General features: G+C 66.9%; 15 protein-coding genes. 5 read left to right on the top strand and 10 right to left on the bottom strand.

All coding sequences use genetic code 11. The annotated features are described in order from the left end of the window. Nucleotides 1–286: 286 nt before the first annotated feature. From C1931_RS18395 to C1931_RS18355, 10 genes are all read right to left on the bottom strand, one after another. Nucleotides 287–712 (bottom strand): DUF2752 domain-containing protein, encoded by a 426-nt coding sequence (locus tag C1931_RS18395; protein WP_108757364.1) that lies wholly within the window; start codon nucleotides 710–712, stop codon nucleotides 287–289. A gap of 43 nt (nucleotides 713–755) precedes the next feature. After that, entirely contained in the window at nucleotides 756–1,028 is a 273-nt protein-coding gene (locus tag C1931_RS18390) for a CD225/dispanin family protein (protein ID WP_108751076.1), read from the bottom strand. A 32-nt stretch (nucleotides 1,029–1,060) separates the two neighbouring features. Continuing rightward, a complete protein-coding gene (locus C1931_RS18385) occupies nucleotides 1,061–1,348 on the bottom strand; it encodes a CD225/dispanin family protein (RefSeq protein WP_108751075.1) in 288 nt (95 codons plus the stop codon). A gap of 175 nt (nucleotides 1,349–1,523) precedes the next feature. Further along, nucleotides 1,524–3,413, bottom strand: a complete 1,890-nt coding sequence (locus tag C1931_RS18380) for an MFS transporter (protein ID WP_108757363.1) — start codon at nucleotides 3,411–3,413, stop codon at nucleotides 1,524–1,526. Nucleotides 3,414–3,437: 24 nt separating this feature from the next. Next, nucleotides 3,438–3,881, bottom strand: a complete 444-nt coding sequence (locus C1931_RS20375) for a hypothetical protein (RefSeq protein WP_159095519.1) — start codon at nucleotides 3,879–3,881, stop codon at nucleotides 3,438–3,440. Nucleotides 3,882–3,958: 77 nt separating this feature from the next. After that, entirely contained in the window at nucleotides 3,959–6,139 is a 2,181-nt protein-coding gene (gene yccS, locus C1931_RS18375) for a YccS family putative transporter (protein WP_108751073.1), read from the bottom strand. Between the two features lie 96 nt (nucleotides 6,140–6,235). Beyond that, nucleotides 6,236–8,293, bottom strand: coding sequence for a TonB-dependent receptor (locus C1931_RS18370; RefSeq protein ID WP_108757362.1), 2,058 nt, complete (start codon nucleotides 8,291–8,293; stop codon nucleotides 6,236–6,238). A 221-nt stretch (nucleotides 8,294–8,514) separates the two neighbouring features. Then, the gene (locus tag C1931_RS18365; RefSeq protein WP_108757361.1) at nucleotides 8,515–11,637 is read right to left on the bottom strand and encodes an efflux RND transporter permease subunit; all 3,123 of its coding nucleotides are present in this window, start codon (nucleotides 11,635–11,637) and stop codon (nucleotides 8,515–8,517) included. A gap of 31 nt (nucleotides 11,638–11,668) precedes the next feature. After that, nucleotides 11,669–14,902: an efflux RND transporter permease subunit gene (locus tag C1931_RS18360; protein ID WP_108757360.1), complete on the bottom strand. Its 3,234-nt coding sequence runs from the start codon at nucleotides 14,900–14,902 to the stop codon at nucleotides 11,669–11,671. 74 nt (nucleotides 14,903–14,976) lie between these two features. Beyond that, on the bottom strand, nucleotides 14,977–16,218 hold the full coding sequence (locus tag C1931_RS18355; protein ID WP_108757359.1) for an efflux RND transporter periplasmic adaptor subunit: 1,242 nt from the start codon (nucleotides 16,216–16,218) through the stop codon (nucleotides 14,977–14,979). A 186-nt stretch (nucleotides 16,219–16,404) separates the two neighbouring features. Between C1931_RS18355 and C1931_RS18350 the strand changes: the two genes are divergently transcribed. The 5 genes from C1931_RS18350 to C1931_RS18330 all read left to right on the top strand — a co-directional run bounded on the left by C1931_RS18350 (nucleotide 16,405) and on the right by C1931_RS18330 (nucleotide 22,863). Continuing rightward, the gene (locus tag C1931_RS18350; protein ID WP_108757806.1) at nucleotides 16,405–17,712 is read left to right on the top strand and encodes a M20 family metallopeptidase; all 1,308 of its coding nucleotides are present in this window, start codon (nucleotides 16,405–16,407) and stop codon (nucleotides 17,710–17,712) included. Nucleotides 17,713–18,377: 665 nt separating this feature from the next. Further along, a complete protein-coding gene (queF, locus tag C1931_RS18345; RefSeq protein WP_108757358.1) occupies nucleotides 18,378–19,196 on the top strand; it encodes an NADPH-dependent 7-cyano-7-deazaguanine reductase QueF in 819 nt (272 codons plus the stop codon). A gap of 198 nt (nucleotides 19,197–19,394) precedes the next feature. Continuing rightward, nucleotides 19,395–19,688 carry a LysM peptidoglycan-binding domain-containing protein gene (locus C1931_RS18340; protein WP_108757357.1) on the top strand — a complete coding sequence of 98 codons (294 nt, stop codon included), beginning with the start codon at nucleotides 19,395–19,397 and terminating at the stop codon, nucleotides 19,686–19,688. 57 nt (nucleotides 19,689–19,745) lie between these two features. Then, entirely contained in the window at nucleotides 19,746–20,255 is a 510-nt protein-coding gene (locus C1931_RS18335) for a hypothetical protein (RefSeq protein WP_108751065.1), read from the top strand. A gap of 385 nt (nucleotides 20,256–20,640) precedes the next feature. Continuing rightward, nucleotides 20,641–22,863, top strand: a complete 2,223-nt coding sequence (locus C1931_RS18330) for an NADP-dependent isocitrate dehydrogenase (protein WP_108757356.1) — start codon at nucleotides 20,641–20,643, stop codon at nucleotides 22,861–22,863. Nucleotides 22,864–23,099: the final 236 nt, after the last annotated feature.

Raw genomic sequence — 23,099 nt, 5'->3', positions numbered from 1 at the left:
GTTGGTAGGTGTCGACCTTGGTCGACACAGTAGATCCACGCCATGCGTGGATACCGAGCGCAGCGACCCGCTGTGGCTTTTGATCTTCTTTTCTTTTCCGTGGTGGACGCGCACGGAAACTGTCCGTGGCCGGGTGCGATGGGCTTGCGGGGGTATCCGCGCCATGGATGGCGCGGCTAAGCCCCCATGGATGGGTTTACGGCGTCCCCCGCAAGCCCATCGCATCCGGCCAACCTCATGATCGCCAAACGCCCCACCACGAGGGGCTGCGCCGTTGGCTTGAACCCTAGACCGGGGCCAGGGCGGTGAAGGGGGCCCAGGGCAGGTTGCGCAGCAGCGCGTAGCCCGGCAGCAGCCATAGCCAGAACATCGGGTTGGCCAGCACCCGCATCAGCGGGTCCAGCACGCGTGGACGGATGCCGGCGCTGTTGAGCAGCATCAGGAACAGGAACGGCAGGCTGATGACCAGCAGCGGATTCATCGCCATCGCGCCGGGCAGGTCGAAGTGGACCAGCGAGTACAGGCAGCGCGTGCTGCCGCAGCCGGGGCAGTACAGCCCGGTCAGTGCATACAGCGGGCAGCCGGGCAGTGGATTGCCCGAGACATAGGGATTGACGTGGCGCAGCACCACGGCGGCACCCGCGGCCAGGCCGGAAGCGGCCAGCAGTGGGGCCCAGCGGGCCAGTCGGGAACGTGCGGGAAGGACGGACATGCGACAACGGGATCCGGCGCGGAGCCGGATCCCGCAGGGTGCATCAGTAGCTGCTGCCGCCGCCCATCACGCCGACCACGGCGATCAGGATGCCGTACAGGATACCGACCACGACAGCGGCGATGGCCGACCAGATGGCCCACTTCTTGGCCTTTTCCGACGACTCACGGGCACCGGCGATGTCGCCAGCGGCCAGCTTGCCGTTGACCTGGGCGGCGTAGACGATCGACACGATGCCGGCCGGCAGGCAGCAGAACAGGGTCGACAGGATGGCCCAGACCAGATTGTTGGGGACCTGCGGGGTGGTGGTGTTCATGGTTCAAGCTCCTCGATGGGTGGTGGTGTGAATCAAAGGTCGGAAAGAGCGCCCAGCGCGGCCAAGCCGCCGAACAGCCCGAACCACAACAGCAACAGGACCGGCAGTGCGACGGCCGAAGCCACCGCCCACCAGCCCGCCTTGCGCGACGCACTGAAGGCCCCCGGCAGATCACCGGCCGCGCGGCGGCCGTCCACCTGAGACGCATAGACAATCGACACCACCCCCAGCGGCAGGCAGCAGAACAGCGTGGTCACGATCGCCCAGACCAGATGGTTGGGGATGTACACCGGACGCTCGATAGGTGGCGGTTGATTCAAAGCAAGACTCCATTCCTTGGCGGTCGGTCTGTCGCGGACAGGCCGAACCTCCCCCCTGTGGGTGCGTAATCTACCGCAACGCGGGCTTCATGTATGCGTTTACATGCCCGCCAAGGGGGGCTCGGCGGGTGTCCAGTCGACGTAACGGGGCACGCTGCGCCCCGTGTCAGCTGCGTCAGGCGTTGTCGCCGCGCAGGCTTCGCACCTGCGTTTCCAGCGCGGCCGCATCGGTACGCTGGCCGTCCACGGCGGGTGCGGCGACCACTTCCACGGTGGCGCGGAAGCGGCGCGGAACGCGCATGCGGCCCAGGCGGGTATCGCGCCGGCTCCACATGCTCGACCACATGCCGCGCAGGGCCATGGGCACCACCGGCACCGGCCTGCGCTCCAGGATCTTCTCCACGCCCGATTTGAACGGCGCCATCTCGCCATCGCGGGTCAGTGCGCCTTCGGGGAAGATGCAGACCAGTTCGCCCTCGGCCAACGCGGCATCCACTTCGTCGAACGCGCGCTGCATCAAGGCCGGGTCTTCGCGTGCGCCGGCAATCGGGATCGCCTTGGCGGTGCGGAAGATCCAACGCATCACCGGGATGTTGAAGATGCGGTAGTACATGACGAAGCGCACCGGGCGCGGAATCGTCGCCGACAGGATCAGCGCATCCATGTAGCTGACATGGTTGCAGACCAGCAGCGCGGCGCCTTCGTCGGGCACGTTGGCTTCAATGCCATGCGGGCGCAGCCGGTACAGCGTGCGCACCATCACCCAGCTCAGGAAGCGCATCAGGAATTCGGGGACGATGGTGAAGATGTAGATCGCCACCACGGCATTGGCGATGGCCAGTGCCAGGAACAACTGCGGGATGGTCCAGTGCAGCCATTCGCGCGCGGCCAGTGAAATCAGGGCGGCGCCGACGATGAAACCGGAATTCTGGATGTTCAGTGCGGCGAACACGCGCGACATCTGCGCCTTCGGGGTGCGGCTCTGGATGAGCGCGAACAGCGGCACCACGAACACGCCGGTGAACAGGCCGATACCGACAAGATCGACGACGATGCGCACGCTGCCGGCCTGCTGCAGGAAGGCCAGGATGCCCATGCCGTGCACCGTGGCCTCGCCCGGGCGGGCGAAGTACAGATCGAGCAGGAAGGCGGTCATGCCGAAGGCGCCCAGCGGCACCAGGCCGATTTCAACGGTGCGCGCGGACAGCTTTTCGCACAGCAGCGAGCCGACGCCGGTGCCGACCGAGAACAGGGCCAGCGCGAACAGGTACAGCTTCGGTTCGCCGCCCAGGTTGGCCAGTGCGTAGTTGGGCAGCTGCGAGGTCAGCACGGTGCCGACGAACCAGAACCAGGACACGCCCAGGATCGCGTTGCGCACCGCCTTCTGCTGCCGTGCCATGCGCAGCACGACCAACGATTCCGGCAACGGGTTCCAGTTGATCTTCAGGTCCGGGTCGCCGGCATCGACCTTGGGGATCATGCGTGCGGCGATGTTGCCGCATACCGCCAGCGCGATGACCGCCGTGGCCGCCACGATCGGACCCTGGCTGCCGGCCAGCAGGAACACCGCGCCGCCCAGGATCATGCCCGACAGGATCGAGATGGAGGTGCCCATCTCCACCAGGCCATTGCCGCCGGTCAGCTCTTCGGGCTTCAGCACGGCCGGCAGCACCGAGTACTTCACCGGGCCGAACAGGGTGGACTGCATGCCGGTGCAGAACAGTGCCACCAGCAGGAACGGCAGGCTTTCGGTCAGGAAGCCGACCGCCGCCATCGACATGATCACGATCTCCATGGTGGTGGTGATCACGATCAGGCGCGATTTTTCCAGTTTGTCGGCGATCTGGCCGGCAAGGGCTGAAAACAGGAAGTAGGGCAGGATGAAGATGGCCGGCGCCAGCGTGGTGTAGAGCGAACGCTGCTCTTCCGATACGCCCAGGTAGAACAGCAGGCCGATGATCGCTTGCCGGTAGACGTTGTCGTTGAAGGCACCGAGCGCCTGCACGATGAAGAACGGCAGGAAGCGGCGCTGGCGCAGCAGGGCGAACTGGTTGTGGCCGGACATGGAACCTCCTTGGACCGCCGCAGCCTAGCATTCCTGCCTGCACGGCGGGTGCGGGGCGGCGGGACACGCAGTGGTGGCGCTCCATCCGAACGATGCCTGGCACCGGGCCGGACGATGCCGCGATGCTGCCGCGATGGCGGACCGAACGATGCTGTGATGCTGCGCGATGCCCGGGTCGAACGATGCCGCGATGATGCGCGATGCCCGGGCCGAGCGATGCCGCGATGCTGTCCGTCGTAGAGTCGAGCTTGCTCGACTGCTGTTGGCGGAGCAGTCGAGCAAGCTCGACTCTACCGTCGCCGTCGCCGTCGCCGTCGCCGTCGCCGCGACCGTCACCGTCACCGTCACCGTCACCGTCACCGTCACCCGCACCGGCACCCGCACCGGCACCCGCACCGGCAAAGGCACCGTTACCCGCACCGGCAAAGGCACCGTTACCGTCATCGGCAACGGAATCAGCATCGGCATGGGCAACGGAACCAGCCCCGTCAGCGGAAACGGAATCGGCACCCGCGCAGCCACCACCTCCGCCCCTGCAGGCGGAATCAGGTCAGGCCACGCACCGCTTCGTTGGCCGCCGCGCGCATTTTCGGCAGCATGCGCAGCACCAGTGCCATCTGGGTGCGGATCAGCTGCAGCTTCGGCGCCATGCTGTCGTCGGTCTGTTCCAGTTCGGCGGCCACGGCGCGGTCGGCGTCGTTGTCGTCTTCGCTGACCGGCTGCCGTGCGCCCAGCGCACTGCCCAGCTGTTCCAGCGCCTTGCGCACGCGTTCGCCGGCGGCCAGGGCCAGCGGGTCGGCGGCGAAGCTGTCCACCTGGTCGCGGTGCGCGCCCAGTGCGGAAAGGTGGCCCAGCAGGGTGTTGGACAGTGCCAGGAAGCGGAAGCCGGCATCCAGGTTGCGGCGCACATGGCCGGGTTCGCGCAGCATGTTCGACAAGGCCGTGGACAGCGCTGCATCGGCGTTGTGCATGTCGCGGCGGGCAATGCGGTAGGCCAAGTCGTCGCGCATGCCGCTGCGGTACTGGCCCAGCACCGATTCCAGATAGCGCGCGGCGGTGTCCAGCACCCGCGCCAGTACCTTGTGCAGCTGCCGCCCCTGCCAGTCGGGCAGGATCAGGAAGGCCGCGGCGGCGGCGATGGCGCAACCCAGCAGGGTATCGACCATGCGCGGCACGATCAGCACGAAGCCATCGCCGATCAGGTTGAAGCAGGTCAGCGCCATCACCGTGATCGCCGCCGAGGCCACCAGGTAGCGGTCGGTGCGGGTGAAGAAGAACAGCAGGGCCGACAGCAGGGCGATCAACAACTGCACGTGCAGCTGCGGGAACAGCTGCAGTAGTGCCCAGGTCAGCACCAGGCCGGCCAGGGTGCCGACGATGCGCTGGGCCAGGCGCTGGCGGGTGGCGCCGAAGTTGGGCCGGCACACGAACACGATGGTCAGCAGCACCCACGAGCCGTTCTGTGCATTGAACAGGCGGATGGCCAGGAAGCCGGCAATCAGCGCCAGCGCCATGCGCAGGCCGTGGCGGAACAGCACCGAACCGGGGGTGAGCTGCTGGCGGATGCGCACGCCCATTTCGCGCAGGGTATGGGGGTTGCTGTCGCGCAGGCGGGTATCGACGTTGTCCAGGCTGGCTTCGGAGCGTTCGGCGTCCAGCAGGCGGCGTTCGATGCTGCGCAGGTTGTGCACCAGCAGGTCCAGCGAACCCAGCAGGCGCTGCCACTGCGGGCGCTGCTGGTCGCGCAGGTAGGCCAGGGCATCGGCCAGGTCACGCCCGGCCTGCTGGTTGCTTTCCCCGTACACGAACGGCCGGCGCAGGCGGATCGCCTCGCCCAGCCGTGCGCAGGCCTGGCCCTGCAGGTCCAGCAGGCGCTGGCAGCGGTACAGCACGTCACTGTGGAAGAACGCATCCACCAGGGCGCCGTAGGGGTAGTGCGACGAGCTGGCACGCTCATGGAAATCCTGGGCCATGTAGTACAGGCGCAGGTACAAGCCGGAATTCACCCCGGGGCGGCCGGAGCGGCCGAAGCGCGCCATGATCGCGGCCTTGGCTTCATTGAGTGCGCCCACCACCCTGCGGTTCTGCTCGGCCAGGTCCAGCTGGCGACGGTGCAGGTCCGCTTCACGCACCGGCTCGAACAGCGCGGCCTTCAACTGCAGGTAGCGGCCCAGTTCCTGGTACAGGCGGGCTACGCGTTCGCGTACCGGGCGGTTGGCGAACAGGGCGGTCCAGACAATGGACAACAGGCCATACCAGACCGCACCGGCCAGCAGGTGGCTGACCGCATGCAGGGCGCGTGGCAGATCGCCGGCGCCGCCGTGCTGCTCCAGCCCGATCATGGTGTAGATGGCCAGGGTGACCGTGGCCTGGGCGATGGAGGCGTAGCGTTCGCCCAGCGCGCCCAGCAGGGTCAGGCCGAAGGTGGACAGCGCCAGCGCGGCGATGAACAGCCACGGCCACGGGAACAGCCAGATGACCGACGCGGCGGCAATGCAGAAGCACAGCAGCGACAGCAGCACCGCCTTGGTGCGGCCCCACCAGTTGTCATCGGTTTCGGCGATGGCGCTGGCGATGATGCCCAGGAACACACCGGGCAGGGCCGGCAGTGCGTCCATGTGCCAGCACACGCCCAGCGCGGTGGTCAGGGCAATGAAGACGCGCAGGCCGTAGCTGGCTTTTTCATGGGCCCACAGGCGGCTGAGGCGGGAATGGGGCGCGGACATGCAGGCTCGGGGGGCGGAGTGCCCCCATTATGGCGGTGCGCGCGTGTGTAGGGTGTTCGAGGTGCGGACCAACGGTCCGCACCCACCGAAACCGCATTACATCTCCCAGCGCACGCTCACGGCGAAGGTGCGCGGCAGGCCGATGCCAGCGTTGGACCAGTACTTGCGGTTGCCCAGGTTTTCCACGCTGGCGCGCAGGGTGACCGGATGGCCGCTGGCCATCAGGCGATAGCCCACGCCGGCATTGACCAGGGTGTAGTCAGGCAGCTTCAGGGTGTTGTCGGCGTCGTACCAGACATCGCCGTAGTAGCGCACGGCGGCGTAGGTTTCCAGGCCATCCACCCACGGCAGCTGGTAGCTGGCATGCAGCACGCCGCTCCAGCGGGCGGCACCGACGGTGCGGTTGCCTTCCTGCGCGGCGCTGTCCGGCGACAGCTTGTCGTAGGTCGGGTCCAGCCAGGTCACGCCGCCACCCACGGTCAGCGCGTCGGTCAGGTGCAGGTCGGCGCTGGCTTCCACGCCTTCGTACAGGGTGATGCCATCCTGCACCAGGCGCAGGCCGGTGTCGGTCTGCTGGTCGATGTTGGCGCCACGTTCCAGCCGGAACGCGGCCACGTTCGCATTCCAGCGCGAGGCTTCCACCTTGGCGCCGATTTCATACTGCTTGCTGATGGTCGGGTCCAGCACATCGCCGGCGTTGATGTAGGTGTTGCCCACGCGGCTGCCGGCTTCCAGCGATTCGATGTAGCTGGCGTACAGGGTCACTGCCTCGCTGGGCTTGAACATGACTGCATAGGTCGGAGTGACCGGGTAGGTGTGGTAACGGCCCTTGGTCTCGAAGTCGTTGTAGCGCCAGCCGGCCAGCACCGACCAGCCGCCGCCGAAGTCGACGGTATCGCTGGCGAACACCGCCTGCTGCACGGTTTCATCGCCGCGGGTCATCACCCGCGAACCCACCGCGTCGTGGCGGATCGCCGAACGCTGGTACAGGTTGGCGCGGCCGATGGTGTTCCACTCGTAGGGACGGTCCCAGCCCAGCCCGGTCTGGTGGCTGATGCCGGCCACCAGCTGGTGCTGCAGCGGACCGGTGCGGAAGCTGCCCTGCACCAGCGCCTGCGCGAGCTTCCATTCGCTCTTGCCGCCCAGCTCGTACACGTTCACGTTGTAGTCGCCGTTCGGATCGTCGATGTAGGCGAAGATCTTGTTGACGTCGTTCCACGAGGTGGTGACGCCGTAGCTCACGCTGGCCTTCCAGTCGCTGTTGATCTGCCAGTTCAACGCGGTCGACAGCAGGCTGGAACGGGTGTCGTAGTAGGTGCCCGGCACGCTGTTGTCGACGTCGCCGGCAATCGGCCGCGGCAGCGAGGTCAGGCCGATGAAATAGTACTGCGGCGATTCTTCGCTCAGGTCGCGCGACTGGAACACGCCGTCGAAGGTCCAGGTGAGCGCATCGCTCAAGCGCGCGTCCAGCGACAGTGCGCCGACCTTGCGGTCGACATGGCCGCCGTTGAAGGTTTCGCCCTTCTCCTGGTACGCGTTGAAGCGGTAGCCGAACATCTCTTCGTTGCCGAAGCGCCCGCCGGCATCGACGCCGCCGCTGACGATGCCCTGTTCGCGCCAGCCCAGCTGCGCGGAGAACGTCGGGGTGTCGGTCGGCTTCTTGGTGATGTAGTTGACGATGCCGCCGGGTGCGCCGAAGCCGTACAGGAAGCCACCGGGGCCCTTCAGCAGGTCGACCTGTTCCATCACTTCCAGCGGCCATTCGGTGCCCCACGAGGACACCTGCAGGCCGTTCACGCGGTAGCTGTCGTAGTTCAGATCGATGCCGCGGTTGCGGATGGGCGAGCTCCAGCCACTGGCGTAGGCGCTGACCTGGGTGGTGACCGAGGGATCGAACAGGAAGGCTTCACCCAGTGAGACGACCTGGCGCTGCTCCAGCTGTTCGCGGCCGACGGCGGTGATGGCGAACGGGGTGTCACGCAGGGCACGGTCGCCCAGCGCACCGGCTTCGGTGTGGGTGCGTTCGCCGACCACCTTGATGGCGTCCAGGTCGGTGGCGCTGCGGGTGTCGGCCGGGGCTTCTGCATGGGCCACGCAGGCAGCGGTCAGGGCGGCGGCCAGCAGGGCCACGCGCGGGGTGCGGAACGAAGGCATCGATCAGGTTCCTCGGCGGACGGCCACGGGCCATCCACCCATGGTTGGGGGAAGGGGCAGTGGCTGGGATCACGCAGGCTGACCGGGAACCGGGAGCGGGGCGCCGCAGGGGCGCAGGACCATGGCTGGTTGCGAATTGTTCTCTTTTCGTTACAGCGCGTCAAACCGTGACCGCCGCACGGGGTCAGAGCCCTCGCAGAGCGAGGGATCTGACCCCGGGGCTATGCGCGGGCCGCGCGCTTGAGCAGCTTCGCTTCGCGCTTGCGTGCGCGGCGCGCCCGCCAGCGATCGGCCAGGCACGAGAAGATCACGTACAGCGCCGGCGTGCTCAGCAGGGTCAGGCTCTGCGAGAACAGCAGGCCGCCGATCATCGCGATGCCCAGCGGCCGACGCAGTTCGGAGCCTTCGCCCAGGCCGATCGCCAGCGGCACCGCCGCCAGGATCGCCACCATCGTGGTCATCATGATCGGGCGGAAGCGCACGATGCTGGCCTCGCGTGCCGCTTCGCGCGGGGCCAGGCCGTGTTCGCGCTGCGCCACCAGGGCGAAGTCGATCATCATGATCGCGTTCTTCTTCACGATGCCGATCAGCAGCACCAGCGCGATCATCGAGATCACCGACAGTTCGGTGTTGGTGCCGAACAACGCCAGCAGCGCGCCCACGCCCGCCGCCGGCAGGGTGGACAGGATCGTGACCGGATGGATCAGGCTCTCGTACAGCATGCCCAGCACCAGGTACACGGTCAGGATCGCCGCGAACACCAGGATCAGCATGTCGCTGGGATCGGAGTTGAAGCCGAAGCCGGCGTCGTCGGCCAGGCGGATGTCGCCGGGCATGCGCATGCCCGCCACGGTGGCATCGATGATCGCCTTCGCTTCGCCCATGCTCACGCCGGGAGCCAGGTTGTAGCTCAGGTCCATCGTGGTGTACTGGTTTTCATGGGTGATCTGCGAAGGCGCCAGGCCAGGCACCTGGCTGGCCACCGCGGTGATCGGCACCATCTGCCCATTGCTGGCCTTCACATACACCTCGTCCAGCGCCGCCGGGGTGGCGGTCTGCGAGGGCAGGGCGTTCACCACCACGCTGTACTGGTTGATGTCCGAATAGATGGTGGAAATCTGTCGCTGGCCGAACGCACCGTACAGCGCACCGTCGATGGCACCGACCGAGACACCCAGGCGCGCCGCCTTGGCGCGATAGATTTCGATGTTCTGGCGCAGGCCGGCGTTGTCCACGTCGGTGCCCACGTCACGCAGCTTGGGGTTCTTCTTCAGCTCGGCCTGCAGCTTGGGCAGCCATTCCTGCAGTGCAGCCAGGTCGTTGCCCTGCAGGGAAATGCGGTACTGCGCGCCCTGGCTGTTGCCGCCGCCATCGTTGCTGGGCAGGTCCTGGATCGCGCGCAGGCGCAGCTGCAGGTCAGGGTAGCGGTCGGCCTTGGCGCTCAGGCGGGCCAGTGCATGGGCGGTGGTCTCTCGACGCCCTTCCTTGCGCGACTTCAGTTCCACGTTGAACTGCGCGCTGGAGCCCTGGCGGCCACTGCCCAGGCGCACGCCCACGGTCTTCACCGCCGGGTCGGCCATCAGCATGTCGGTGATGCGCCGCTGGCGGCTGACCATGTCTTCGAAGGAGACGGTGGCGCTGGAATTGGCGCGGCCCCAGATCAGGCCGGTGTCCTGTGGCGGGAACGCGCCCTTCTTCACCGCACCGAACAGGAAGATGGTGACGCCGATCAGGATGAGCGGGGTGAGCGAGAGCAGCAGCGCATGGCGCAGCGAAAAGTCCAGGAACACGGTGTAGATGCGCAGCATGCGCTCGTGCCCGGCATCGAGCCAACGGCCGAAGCGCGACGGTGCGGCGTTGTGGTCGTGCGCGCTCAGGAAGCGGCTGCACAGTGCCGGGGTGAGTGTCAGCGAGACGATCATCGACACCACGATGGCCGCCACCAGGGTCACGGTGAACTCGCGGAAGAAGGCGCCCATCATGCCGCTGGCAAACAGCAGCGGAATGAACACTGCAACCAGCGAGGCGGTGATCGAGACGATGGTGAAGCCGATCTCGCGCGCACCGGTGAAGGCCGCCTGCAGGCGCGGCATGCCTTCGTCCAGGTGGCGCATGATGTTCTCGATCACCACGATCGCATCGTCCACCACGAAGCCGATGGCGATCACCAGCGCCAGCAGGCTCAGGTTGTTCAGGGTGAAGCCCAGCGCGTACATCACCAGCGCGGCGCCGGCCAGCGACAGCGGCACGGTGACCGCGGCGATCAGGGTGGGGGCCAGGCGGCGCAGGAACAGCGCCATGGTCAGCACCACCATGGCCAGGCTGATCAGCAACGTGATCTGCACTTCATGCAGCGACGAGCGGATGGTCGGCGTGCGGTCGAAGTACGGGGTCATGGTGGTGCCGGGCTGCAGGTAGTCGCGCAGCGCGGGAATCTGCGCCTTCACCCGGTCCACGGTTTCCACGATGTTGGCGCCGGCACGGGTGAACACGTACATCACCACGGCCGGTTTGTGGTCGAACCACGCGGCCTGGTAGGCATCCTGCTGGCCGTCGTAGACGTTGGCGATGTCCTTCAGGCGGATCACCCGGCCATCGCCCTGGGTCTTCACCACCAGGTTGGCGAAGTCGGCCGCGCGTGCGACCGAATCGTTGGCGATGATCGCCGTGGTGGTGTTGCCGTCGCTGAGGAAGCCGGTGGGCGAGGTGACGTTGGCCGCGCGCACGGCGTTGCGCAGGTCATCGGCGGTCAGGCCCAGGGCGTTCATCAGGCGCAGGTTCACGTCCACGCGCACGGCCGGCGTGGAGGCCCCGGCGATATCCACCGAGGCCACGCCGCCGATCTGGCGGATGCGCTGGGCCAGCAGCGAATCGGCCACGTTGTACAGCTCGTCGGCCGACTGCGTCTGCGAAGTCAGCGCGATGGCGATCACAGGGTCGTCGTTCGGGTTCGCCTTCTGGTACATCGGCGAGCCCATGCCCGAAGGCAGGTCGGCCTGCGCCGAGTTGATCGCGGTCTGCACGTCCAGCGCCGCCGAATCGATATCGCGGTCGGTCTGGAAGATCATGAACACCAGCGAGCTGCCTTCCGAACTGGAAGAGCGCATGCGGTCGATGCCGGGCAGCTGGCCCAGGTGGCGTTCCAGCGGCGCGGTGACCGTGGAGGCCATGGTGGCCGCATCGGCGCCGGACTGGCTGGCGTGCACGAAGATGACCGGAATCTGGATGTTCGGCAGCGCCGACACGCCCAGCTTCAGGTAGCAGATCAGGCCGATGATGAACAGGCCGATGGCCAGCAGCGCGGTGCCGATCGGGCGGCGGATGAAGGGGCCGGACAGGTTCATCGTGCGGCCCCCCGCAGGTGCGGGGCCTGGATCATGCCTGCGGCTCCTGCAGCGAACCGTCGCGCAACGCGCGCTGCTCGCGGCGGCGGGCCAGCCATTCCGAGAACCGTTCCATGTACAGGTAGATCACCGGCGTGGTGTACAGCGTTACCAGCTGCGACAGCAGCAGGCCGCCGACGATGGCGATGCCCAGCGGGCGGCGCAGTTCCGAGCCGATGCCGGTGCCCAGTGCCAGCGGCAGCGCGCCCAGCATCGCCGCGGCGGTGGTCATCATGATCGGGCGGAAGCGCAGCAGGCAGGCGCGGCGGATCGCTTCGTGGGCGTTGGCGCCGGCACGGCGGGCTTCGATGGCGAAGTCCACCATCATGATGCCGTTCTTCTTCACGATGCCGATCAGCAGCACGATGCCGACGATGCCATCCACCGACAGGCTCAGGCCGCACACCATCAGCGCGAGCAGCGCGCCCACGCCGGCCGGCGGCAGGGTGGAAATGATGGTGATGGGGTGGATGTAGCTTTCGTACAGCACGCCCAGCACGATGTAGATCACCACCAGCGAAGCCAGCAGCAGCCACACCACGTCGGTCTGGCTGCCGGTGAACTCGGCGGCCTTGCCGATGAACTCGGCATGCAGGTGGGCCGGCATGTCCAGGCTGGCCTTGGTTTCTTCGATGGCCTTGACCGCATCGGACAGCGAGTAGCCCGGCGCCACGTTGAAGGAGACGGTCACCGCCGGCAGCTGCTGCTGGTGGCTGACCACCAGCGGCGCGCTGGTCACCTTGCTTTCGGCCAGCGCCGACAGCGGAATGATGTTGCCCGCGCCCACGGTAATGCCGGTGTTCTGCGCACCGATGCCGGTGGCGGTGGACGAGTTGGACGAGGTGACCTGGCCGAAGCTGGTGGCATTGGTGCCGGTCAGTGCGCCGGCGCCGTTGGAGGCCACGGCCAGCTGTTCCATCAGCGCGGTGCTGGTGCGGAACTCCGGCGCGACTTCCAGCACCACGCGGTACTGGTTGAGCTCGGTGAAGATGGTGGAGATCTGGCGCTGGCCGAACGCATCGTAGAGCGTGTCATCGATGGTCTGCATCGGCACGCCCAGCACGCTGGCCTTGTCGCGGTCGATGTTCAGTTCCAGCGCACGGCCCTGGTTGGACAGGTTGTTGTCCACGTCGGCCAGTTCCGGGCGCTGGCGCAGCGCTTCGGTCAGGCGCGTGGCCTGGGTGGCCACGGTGGCCGAGTCGACGTCGGACAGCGAGTACTGGTACTCGGTGGCGGCCACGCGCGTGTCCAGTGTCACGTCCTGTACCGGCTTCAGGTACAGCGCCACGCCGGGAATGCCGGCCACCGCCTTCTGCAGGCGCGGCAGGATCTCATCCAGGCCATCGCGCTGGCCGCGCTCCTTCAGCACGATCGACAGCTGGCCCTGGTTGAGCGTGGGGTTCATGCTGCCGGCACCGATGAAGGCCGACACGCCGGTCACGTCCGGGTCCTGGCGCAGGGCCTCGGCCACCTGCTTGGTGCGCTGCTCCATCTGCGGGAAGGCGATGTTCTGGTCGGCCTGCACCACGCCGGTGATCAGGCCGGTGTCCTGTTCGGGCAGCAGGCCCTTGGGAATCAGCACGTACAGCAGCACGGTCAGCACCAGCGCGGCGGCGGCCACGACCAGGGTGGCGCGCTGGTGGTCCAGCACCCAGTCCAGGCTGCGTTCGTACAGGCCTACGGTACGCGTCCACAGGTTCTGCTTGCCGGCGGCCGCTGCGCGCTCATGCGCGTCTTCGCCCTCGGGCAGCGCGTCGGGCTTGAGCAGGTAGGCGCACATCATCGGCGTCAGCGTCAGCGAGATCAGCATCGACAGCACCACGGCGATGCTGAGCACCCAGGCGAATTCGTGGAACAGGCGGCCGGTGACGCCGGGCATCAGCAGCAGCGGCAGGAACACGGCCACCAGCGAGACGGTCAGCGACAGCACGGTGAAGCCGATCTGGCGCGCGCCGATCTCGGCCGCTTCGCGGCCACTCTTGCCCTGCTCGATGTAGCGCACGATGTTCTCGATCATCACGATCGCATCGTCCACCACGAAGCCGGTCGCCACCACCAGCGCCATCAGCGAAAGGTTGTCCAGCGACATGCCGGTGAAGGCCATCACCGCGAACGTGCCGGCCAGCGACAGCGGTACCGCCACCGAGGGAATGATGGTGGCCCACAGCCGGCGCAGGAACACGAAGATGACCGCCACCACCAGGCCGATGGTCAGGATCAGGGTGAACTGCACTTCATGCACCGACGCACGGATCGTTTCGGTGCGGTCGTTGAAGACTTCCAGGTGCACGTCGGCCGGCAGCACACCCTGCAGCTGCGGCAGGATGGCGCGGATGCGTTCGACGGTCTGCACGATGTTGGCACCGGGCTGGCGGCGCACTTCCAGCAGCACCGCCGGCTTGCCATCGGCCCAGGCGGCCAGCTGGTCGTTCTCCACGCCGTCCACCACCTGGGCCACGTCGGACAGCCGCACCGGGCGGCCGTTCTTGTAGCTGATGATGGTGTCGCGGTACTCGGCGGCACTGGCCAGCTGGTCGTTGGTACCGATGCTGTAGGACTGGGTCTTGCCGTTCAACGAGCCCTTGGGCGCGTTGACGTTGGCCTGGGTGAGCGCGCTGCGCAGCTCTTCCATGGTCAGGCCCATGTTCGACAGCTGCGCCGGATTGACCTGGATGCGCACGGCCGGGCGCACGTTGCCGGCAATCGATACCAGACCCACGCCCTGCACCTGCGACAGGCGCTGGGCCAGGATCGAATCGGCGTAGTTGTTGACCTCGCGCAGCGGCCGCGTGTCAGAGGTCAGCTTCAGGGTGACGATGGCCGCGTCGGCCGGGTTCACCCGGTTGTAGACCGGCTGGTAGGGCAGCGACGAGGGCAGGGTGGCCTGGCGGATCGCCGCCTGCACGTCCTGCGCGGCGATATCGATGTCGCGGTCCATCGAGAACTGCAGGATGATCGTGGACAACCCGGCCGACGAATCGGAGGTCATCAGTTCCAGCCCGGAAATCTGCCCGAACTGGCGCTCCAGCGGGGTGGTGACCAGCGACGCCATGGTGGTGGCGTTGGCACCGGGGTACTGGGTGGTGACCACCAGGCTGGGGGCATCGATTTCCGGCAGCGCCGACACCGGCAGCTTGCGGTAACCCAGGATGCCCAGCAGCAACAGGCCCGCCATCAACAGCGAGGTAGCGATGGGACGGCGGATGAAGATCGTCGAAAAGCCCACGGACTGATCCTTGCTGGCGCTTCAATGGCTGCGCCGGCAGCAGGGCCGGCGCGAAAGGAAAGGGTGGCCTGCGCTCAGCGCGGGCCACCACCGGGACGGCCGCGGCCGCCGCTCTTCTGTTCGGCGGCCTTCAGTTCGGCCTCGGTGGGCGCAGCGGGGGTTTCGCCCGGCTTCAGCGCGGTCACCTTGCTGCCCGGCTTCAGGCGGAACTGGCCTTCGCTGACCACCCGCTCGCCACCCTTCAGGCCTTCGGTGATCTGCACGTGGCTGTCGCCCACTTCCACGCCACTGCGCACGGTCTGCATCTTGACCGTGTTGTCGCCCTGCACCAGATAGACGTACTCGCCATCGGGCCCGCGCAGCACGGCCTGGGTGGGAATGACCACGCCACCGGCAATGGTGCGCAGCTGCATGCGCACGTTCACGAACTGGCCCGGCCACAGGCCGTTGTCGGTGTTTTCGAAGATCGCGCGGGCCTTGAAGGTGCCGCTGTCGGCGCTGATCAGGTTGTCCACCACGTCCAGCGAGCCGTCACCGGACAGCACGTGCGAATCGGCGCGGTCCAGCGCAGCGACCGGCACCTTGCCTGCGGCCTGCGCCTGGCGCACGTCGCCCAGCTGGCGTTCGGGCAGGTTGAACAGCACATGGATCGGGTGGATCTGGGTGAGGGTGACCAGCGCGGTACCGGCATTGACCACGTTGCCAGCGTCGACCGCACGGATGCCGGCAATGCCGGAGATCGGCGCGGTGATGCGGGTGTACTGCAGCTGCACCTGCGCGGCGCGCGCGCTGGCCTCGTTGGCGGCCACTGCGCTTTCGTACTGTGACACCTGGTTTCGTTGTGTATCCAGATCGGTCTTGGCGACGAACTGGCGATACTCCGGCGCGTTGGAGCGCTGGTAGTTGGAACGGGCGGTGGCCAGCAGCGCCTCGTTCTGGCGCTTGGCGGCCACGGCCTGGTCATAGCTGGCCTGCGCGCTGCGCGGGTCGATCTGCGCCAGCAGGTCGCCCTGCTTCACTTCCTGGCCTTCGCGGAAGTTGAGGCTCATCAGCTGGCCACCCACCTGCGGGCTGACCGTGACGGTGTTCATGGCCGTGACCGTACCCAGGGCGCTGGCATACACCGGCACATCCTGGCGGGTGGCATCGACCACGGTGACCGGCACCGGGCCGGCATCGGGGTCTTCGCCGCCCTGGCGCGCCGCGGCGCCCGGGCCTGCCGCCTTGTCCTTGCCGCCGCCCAGTACCCGCACGCCGACGACTGCCAGCACCAGCACTGCCACGACCAGCAGCACGATCTTCCAAACACGTGACATTCAAGGACTCCAAGAAGGCTGGACGGGGCGGCGCCCCGGTTGGCAATGCGCAAAGCATACCTGTGACCCATGCCATTTCCTGCATGACGGATGGGACGGGCGCTCAGACCCGGCGTGGCGAAAGAGGTTCCCGTAGCGGCAGCCTTGCCCTACATTCAGGTGCAGACCCCTTCCGTGGAGCCCGTGATGCGCCGTTCCCTGCTGCTGTCCGCCCTGCTGCTGGCTGTGCCGGCCCTTGCCCATGCCGACGTGGCCGAGCGCCCGGAGGTGACCGCTGCCGCGCAGCGCCTGCAGGCGCAGGTGGTGGAATGGCGCCGCGACTTCCACCAGCACCCGGAACTGTCCAACCGCGAAGCGCGCACCTCGGCCGAGGTGGCCAAGCGCCTGCGCGCGATGGGCCTGAAGCCGAAGACCGGCATTGCCCACCACGGCGTGGTGGCGATCATCGAAGGCGGCAAGCCGGGCCCGAAGATCGCCCTGCGCGCGGACATGGACGCGTTGCCGGTAACCGAACAGACCGGCCTGCCGTTCGCCTCCAAGGCTACGGCGCAATACCGCGGGCAGACCGTGGGGGTGATGCACGCCTGTGGCCATGATGCGCACACCGCCACCCTGCTGGGCGTGGCCGAGGCCTTGGTGGCGATGAAGAAGGACCTGCCAGGCCAGGTGATGCTGATCTTCCAGCCGTCCGAAGAAGGTGCGCCGCCGCCGGAAGAGGGTGGTGCCGCGCTGATGCTGAAGGAAGGCCTGTTCGCCGACTTCAAGCCCGAGGCCGTGTTTGGTCTGCACGTATTCTCCAGCGTGCAGGCCGGGCAGATCGCGGTGCGTGGCGGCCCGTTGATGGCCGCTTCCGATCGCTTCGGGATCAAGGTGATCGGTCGCCAGACGCATGGTTCGGCACCGTGGAACGGGGTGGACCCGATCGTGGCCACCGCCGATCTGGTCGGCACCGCGCAGACCATCGTCAGCCGCCGCACCAATCTGTCCAAGCAGCCGGCGGTGCTGACCTTCGGTGCGATCAACGGCGGCATCCGCTACAACATCATTCCCGACGAAGTGGAGATGGTCGGCACCATCCGCACCTTCGATGAGGGCATGCGCCAGCAGATCTTCGCCGATCTGCGCAACGTGGCCGAGCACACGGCCGCGGCGCACGGGGCCAAGGCGGTGACCGAGATCTACGAGGCCGAGGGCAACCCGGCCACGGTGAACGACCCGGCGCTGACCGCGAAGATGCTGCCGAGCCTGCAGGCGGTAGTGGGCAAGGACAACGTCTATGAGCCGCCGCTGCAGATGGGCGCGGAGGATTTCTCGCTGTACGCCAAGGAAGTGCCGGGCATGTTCTTCTTCGTCGGTTCCACCAGCGTGGGCATCGACCCGGCGACGGCGCCGGCGAACCATTCGCCGAAGTTCCTGTTGGATGAGAAGGCGCTGGATGTTGGCCTGCGCGCGTTGCTGCAGGTCAGCCTGGATTATCTGCACGGCGCCGGCTGAGGGGTAACGGCAGGGCTTGCAGCCCTGCACCCGCTGCAATCAAAGGCAACATCAACGTCAACGTCAAAAGCGGGGCTGGTTTACTGTGGGTTGGGCGGGGCGGTGTGGGCTTGCAGGACACGCCGTAAATCCATCCATGGAGGCTCGTAGGCGCCATTCATGGCGCCTGCGGTCCTGCAAGCCCACACCACCCCGCCCCCGACAGTTTCCCGCAACTGTCGGAACGGCACGGGGTCGGATCCCGTTGCTTCGCAACGGGCTCTGACCCCAACGCTGCTTTGGTGGGTGTCGACCTTGGTCGACACGGCGGACGTCATGAACGTCCGAAGCATCGGCTTTTGAATTTGATTTTCCTGATCTTTCCCGTGGTGGCGCGGGAAACTGTCCGTGGCCGGGAGGGTGGGTTGGCTGGGGGCGTGAGCCGCATGGGCCCGGGGCATGCCTCGGGCGGGTTGGGCAGGACGCCCAACCCCGGTCTTGCCGTGTGCGCAGGACAGCGCACACGAGCAAGCGGCGACCGAGCTTACATGGACGTACTTGCAGCGTCCCCCAGCCAACCCACCCTCCCGGCCAACCCCGAAATCCTGCTCTTAACCACCACGGAGGGGCTCCGCCGTTGGCCGGCCCGGCCGAAGGCCCGCCCTGCGCGCGATACAATGACGCCCATGAACACCCCCCAGGACTCCAGCCTCGGTCGCGAGGTCAGTTACCCGTCGCAGTACGATCCCGGCCTGCTGTTTCCCATCCCGCGCATCGGCGCCCGTTCGGAAATCGGCCTCGATGATGCCGCGCTGCCGTTCGTCGGCCATGACCGCTGGCACGCCTTCGAACTGAGCTGGCTCGACCCGCGTGGCAAGCCGCAGGTGGCCGTGGCCACCGTGCAGGTGCCGTGCACCTCGCCGCGGCTGATCGAATCGAAGTCGTTCAAGCTGTACCTGAACTCCCTCAACAGCACCCGTATCGACAGTGCCGAAGCCCTGCGCGAGCGCCTGGCCGCCGACCTGTCGGCCTGTGCCGGTGCCCCGGTGCAGGTGGAATTCGGTCTGCCGGCGCTGCGCGAAGCGCCGCTGGGTGAGTCCATCGACGGGCTGGAGGTGGAGATCGACTGCTACGGCCCGCCGCAGGCCAATTATCTGGCTGCCGACGCGGGCAACGTGGTGGAAGAGACCCTGGTGTCGGCCTTGCTGAAATCCAACTGCCCGGTGACCGGCCAGCCGGATTGGGCCACGGTCAGCCTGCGCTACCGCGGCCCGAAGATCGATCGTGCTGGCCTGCTGCGTTATCTGGTCAGCTACCGCGAGCACGCCGAGTTCCACGAGCAGTGCGTCGAGCGCATCTTCAGCGAGGTGTCCGCACGCTGCCAGCCGCAGTGGCTGGAAGTGGAAGCGCGCTACACCCGCCGCGGTGGCCTGGACATCAATCCCTGGCGTGCCAGCCCCGGCATCGCAGCCCCCGCTGCGACCTACCGCGAACTGCGCCAATAAGCGCCGCCGGGCATGGCCCGGCGCTACCGCGGGGGATGGCCGGCGATAGCGCCGGTTCACGCCCGGCGAGCGCAGCGGCCATCGGCCACCCCGATTGTTCAGCCGCCCCGGGGGGCGGCTTCACATCTGCACCATCCCCATTTAACAACCGCCATGGCACCGTGCATACCACGTAGTCATGCAGACGGGAGTGTGTGGATGAGTACCGAGAAGAAGGCCGATTTCTCCGGCGTAAGCGCCAGCGTCGACAGTACCGCGCAACAGGTTCCCAAGGCGGACTTTTCCGGCGTGAGCGCATCGGTGGACAGCACCGCTGATGTTGTCAGTGGCGGCACTTACACCGTGCAGAAGGGAGATTCGCTGTCGAAGATCGCCAAGCAGCACCTGGGCGATGCCAATGCCTGGAAGAAGATCTTCGAGGCCAACCGCGATGTGCTTGACGACCCGGACAAGATCTTCCCGGGCCAGACCCTGAAGCTGCCGCCGAAGTAAGCCGGACCCGCAACCGGCCCACGATCGCTATCCGAACATGCCTGGGAGAAACCACGAATGATCAAGACCACGCCGCTTCAGAACGCCCTGCTGGCCGCCCTGCTGGGCAGTGTCGCCCTGGTGGGCTGCAAGAAGAAGGAAGAATCCACCGATACCAATGCCGCCCCGGCAGCCACTGCCCCGGCCGAGCCGGCACCGGCGCCGATGACCGGCGCGCCGCCGCCGATGGCCGCCGCAAGCGCCGTGGCCGTGTCCTCGGTCACCGTGGGCAAGAGCGCGGCTGCGGACAAGTCCGTCGCCACGGCCGCCCTGTTTGCACCGAAGGATGATGTCGTCGTTTCGGTGAAGACCGATGGCGCGGCCAGCAACGTCAACGTCGGCGCCAAGCTGACCTTCCAGGACGGCCAGGTGGCCGGTGAACAGAGCGCCACGCTGAACACCAGCGGCGCCGAGACCACCAACATCACGTTCAAGAATGCCAATGGCTGGCCGGCCGGCAAGTACCGCGCCGAAGTCATGGTTGATGGTAAGGCGGCCGGAACGCCGCAGGAGTTCGAGGTCAAGTAAGTCCCGCCGACTCTCTCCCGGTTGGACTCACGATGGACGCAGCCGCGAGGCTGCGTCTTTTTTGTTGGGCGGTTGCACGCTGGGCCGCATCCACGCATGGCCTGGATCTACCCGAACGGCCGCCGCGCAGGGTGTAGAACACGCCACGCGTGGGCGCGCGGCGATGGTTGCAACCGATACCACGGCAATGGATCACTGCGTTGCCGCAGCGCAGTACCTTGGCGTATGGCATGGCTTTGCCCCGCGCGGCTGAAAACGCGACAATGCAGGGGTTTCCCCGCCGCGCGCCCACCCTGACGGCGACGAGGGAAAGTGACACGGTTGCACGTGGCCCGGCGCTGGCGCCGGCCTTCCCCTGAGAACTGCTACAGAGTCCAAGTCCCCCATGTCCAAGATCCTCTATACGCTGACAGACGAAGCACCGTTCCTGGCGACCCAGTCGCTGCTGCCGATCATCGACGCCTATACCGCCACTGCTGGCATCGTGGTGGAAACCCGTGACATCTCGCTGTCCGGCCGCATCCTGTCGCAGTTCCCCGAACTGCTGAGCGATGCGCAGAAGGTCAGCGACGACCTGGCCGAGCTGGGCCAGCTGGCGACCACCCCGGACGCCAACATCATCAAGCTGCCGAACATCTCCGCCTCGGTGCCTCAGCTGAAGGCGGCCATCAAGGAACTGCAGGACCAGGGCTATCCGCTGCCGGATTACCCGGAAACCCCGGCCGACGACCAGCAGCGCGACTACAAGGCGCGCTACGACAAGGTCAAGGGCAGCGCGGTGAACCCGGTGCTGCGCGAAGGCAACTCCGACCGCCGCGCGCCGCTGTCGGTGAAGAACTACGCCCGCAAGCACCCGCACCGCATGGGCGCCTGGGCGTCGGATTCGAAGTCGCACGTTTCGCACATGGCCGCCGGTGATTTCTACGGCAGCGAAAAGTCGGCCACGCTGGCCAACGCCGGTGCGCTGAAGATCACCTTCCACGGCAAGGACGGCAGCGCCGTCGTGCTGAAGGAAAAGACCGCGGTCAAGGCCGGAGAGATCGTCGATGCCGCGGTGATGAGCCGTAAGGCGCTGGCCAGCTTCATCGCCGCGCAGATCGAAGATGCCAAGGCGCAGGGCGTGCTGTTCTCGCTGCACCTGAAGGCCACCATGATGAAGGTCTCCGACCCGATCATGTTCGGCGTGGTGGTCAACGAGTTCTACAAGGACGTGTTGGCCAAGCACGCCGACGTGCTGAAGCAGGCCGGTTTCGATGCCAACAACGGCATTGGTGACCTGGCCGCGCGCCTGCCGTCGCTGCCGGAAGCCACCCGCGCCGCGATCGAAGCCGACCTGGCTGCCGAGTACGCACAGCGCCCGGGCGTGGCCATGGTCAACTCGGACAAGGGCATCACCAACCTGCACGTGCCGAGCGACGTGATCGTCGACGCCTCGATGCCGGCGATGATCCGCGACTCGGGCAAGATGTGGAATGCCGAAGGCAAGCTGCAGGACACCAAGGCCATCATCCCTGATCGCTGCTACGCCGGCGTGTACCAGGCCGTCATCGACGACTGCAAGGCCCACGGTGCGTTCAACCCGGCCACCATGGGTTCGGTGCCGAATGTCGGCCTGATGGCGCAGAAGGCCGAAGAGTACGGCTCGCACGACAAGACCTTCCAGATCGCTGCCGACGGCGTGGTCAAGGTCACCGACGATGCCGGCAACGTGGTGTTCGAACACGCGGTGGAAGCCGGTGACATCTGGCGCATGTGCCAGACCAAGGACGCACCGATCCAGGACTGGGTGAAGCTGGCCGTCGAACGCGCCCGCCTGAGCAGCACCCCGGCTGTGTTCTGGCTCGATGCCGCCCGCGCCCACGACGCGCAGGTCATCGCCAAGGTCGAGCAGTACCTGAAGGACCACGACACCAACGGCCTGGACATCCGCATCCTGCCGCCGGTGGAAGCGACCGCGTTCTCGCTCGATCGCATCCGCAAGGGCGAGGACACCATTTCGGTGACCGGCAACGTGCTGCGCGATTACCTGACCGACCTGTTCCCGATCATGGAACTGGGCACCAGCGCCAAGATGCTGTCGATCGTGCCGCTGATGGCCGGTGGCGGCCTGTTCGAGACCGGCGCCGGTGGTTCGGCCCCCAAGCACGTGCAGCAGTTCGTGGAAGAGGACTACCTGCGCTGGGATTCGCTGGGTGAATTCCTGGCCCTGGCCGCGTCGCTGGAACACCTGGGCAACCGTTACGACAACGCCGCCGCCCGTGTGCTGGCCAAGGCGCTGGACGAAGCCAACGGCCAGTTCCTGGACAACGACAAGTCGCCGTCGCGCAAGCTGGGTGGCATCGACAACCGTGGCAGCCACTTCTACATCGCCCTGTACTGGGCGCAGGCGCTGGCTGCGCAGAACGACGATGCCGCACTGAAGGCGCGCTTCGCACCGCTGGCCAAGGCGCTGAGCGACAACGAACAGAAGATCGTTGACGAGCTGGTGGCGGTGCAGGGCAAGGCCGTGGATATCGGCGGCTACTACCGTCCGGACGTGGCCAAGGCCAGCCAGGCCATGCGTCCCAGCGCGACCCTGAACGCCGCACTGGAACAGCTGCGCGGCTGATCCATCGCTGCTGGTTGTGAAGAAGAAACCCGCGCTCCGGCGCGGGTTTCTTTTTGCTGGGGCCAGGGGGTGGCGCCCAGGGTCGGATCCCGCTGCGAAGCAGAGGGCTCTGGCCCATTCCCCAATGCCGTCAACACGGCATGAAACTTGCCCCCGATGGCCGTCGCAGAACCGCTGTGTGCCCTTTCACTACCCGCTGCAATCTGAGCAATGGGTCACGGCCCGCCGTGTCTCAC

Origin of the sequence: Stenotrophomonas sp. YAU14A_MKIMI4_1, assembly GCF_003086855.1 — a bacterium.
Taxonomy (GTDB): Bacteria; Pseudomonadota; Gammaproteobacteria; order Xanthomonadales; family Xanthomonadaceae; genus Stenotrophomonas.
This window is presented reverse-complemented; position numbering and strand designations above follow the sequence as displayed.

Bases quoted from the DNA above. Each gene is read 5' to 3' on its own strand.
- C1931_RS18355 (WP_108757359.1), bottom strand. From the start codon at position 16,218: ATGTCACGTGTTTGGAAGATCGTGCTGCTGGTCGTGGCAGTGCTGGTG.
- yccS (WP_108751073.1), bottom strand. From the start codon at position 6,139: ATGTCCGCGCCCCATTCCCGCCTCAGCCGCCTGTGGGCCCATGAAAAA.
- C1931_RS18330 (WP_108757356.1), top strand. From the start codon at position 20,641: ATGTCCAAGATCCTCTATACGCTGACAGACGAAGCACCGTTCCTGGCG.
- C1931_RS18395 (WP_108757364.1), bottom strand. From the start codon at position 712: ATGTCCGTCCTTCCCGCACGTTCCCGACTGGCCCGCTGGGCCCCACTG.
- C1931_RS18340 (WP_108757357.1), top strand. From the start codon at position 19,395: ATGAGTACCGAGAAGAAGGCCGATTTCTCCGGCGTAAGCGCCAGCGTC.
- C1931_RS18390 (WP_108751076.1), bottom strand. From the start codon at position 1,028: ATGAACACCACCACCCCGCAGGTCCCCAACAATCTGGTCTGGGCCATC.
- C1931_RS18370 (WP_108757362.1), bottom strand. From the start codon at position 8,293: ATGCCTTCGTTCCGCACCCCGCGCGTGGCCCTGCTGGCCGCCGCCCTG.
- C1931_RS18350 (WP_108757806.1), top strand. From the start codon at position 16,405: ATGCGCCGTTCCCTGCTGCTGTCCGCCCTGCTGCTGGCTGTGCCGGCC.
- C1931_RS18365 (WP_108757361.1), bottom strand. From the start codon at position 11,637: ATGAACCTGTCCGGCCCCTTCATCCGCCGCCCGATCGGCACCGCGCTG.
- C1931_RS20375 (WP_159095519.1), bottom strand. From the start codon at position 3,881: ATGCCGATGCTGATTCCGTTGCCGATGACGGTAACGGTGCCTTTGCCG.
- queF (WP_108757358.1), top strand. From the start codon at position 18,378: ATGAACACCCCCCAGGACTCCAGCCTCGGTCGCGAGGTCAGTTACCCG.
- C1931_RS18335 (WP_108751065.1), top strand. From the start codon at position 19,746: ATGATCAAGACCACGCCGCTTCAGAACGCCCTGCTGGCCGCCCTGCTG.
- C1931_RS18380 (WP_108757363.1), bottom strand. From the start codon at position 3,413: ATGTCCGGCCACAACCAGTTCGCCCTGCTGCGCCAGCGCCGCTTCCTG.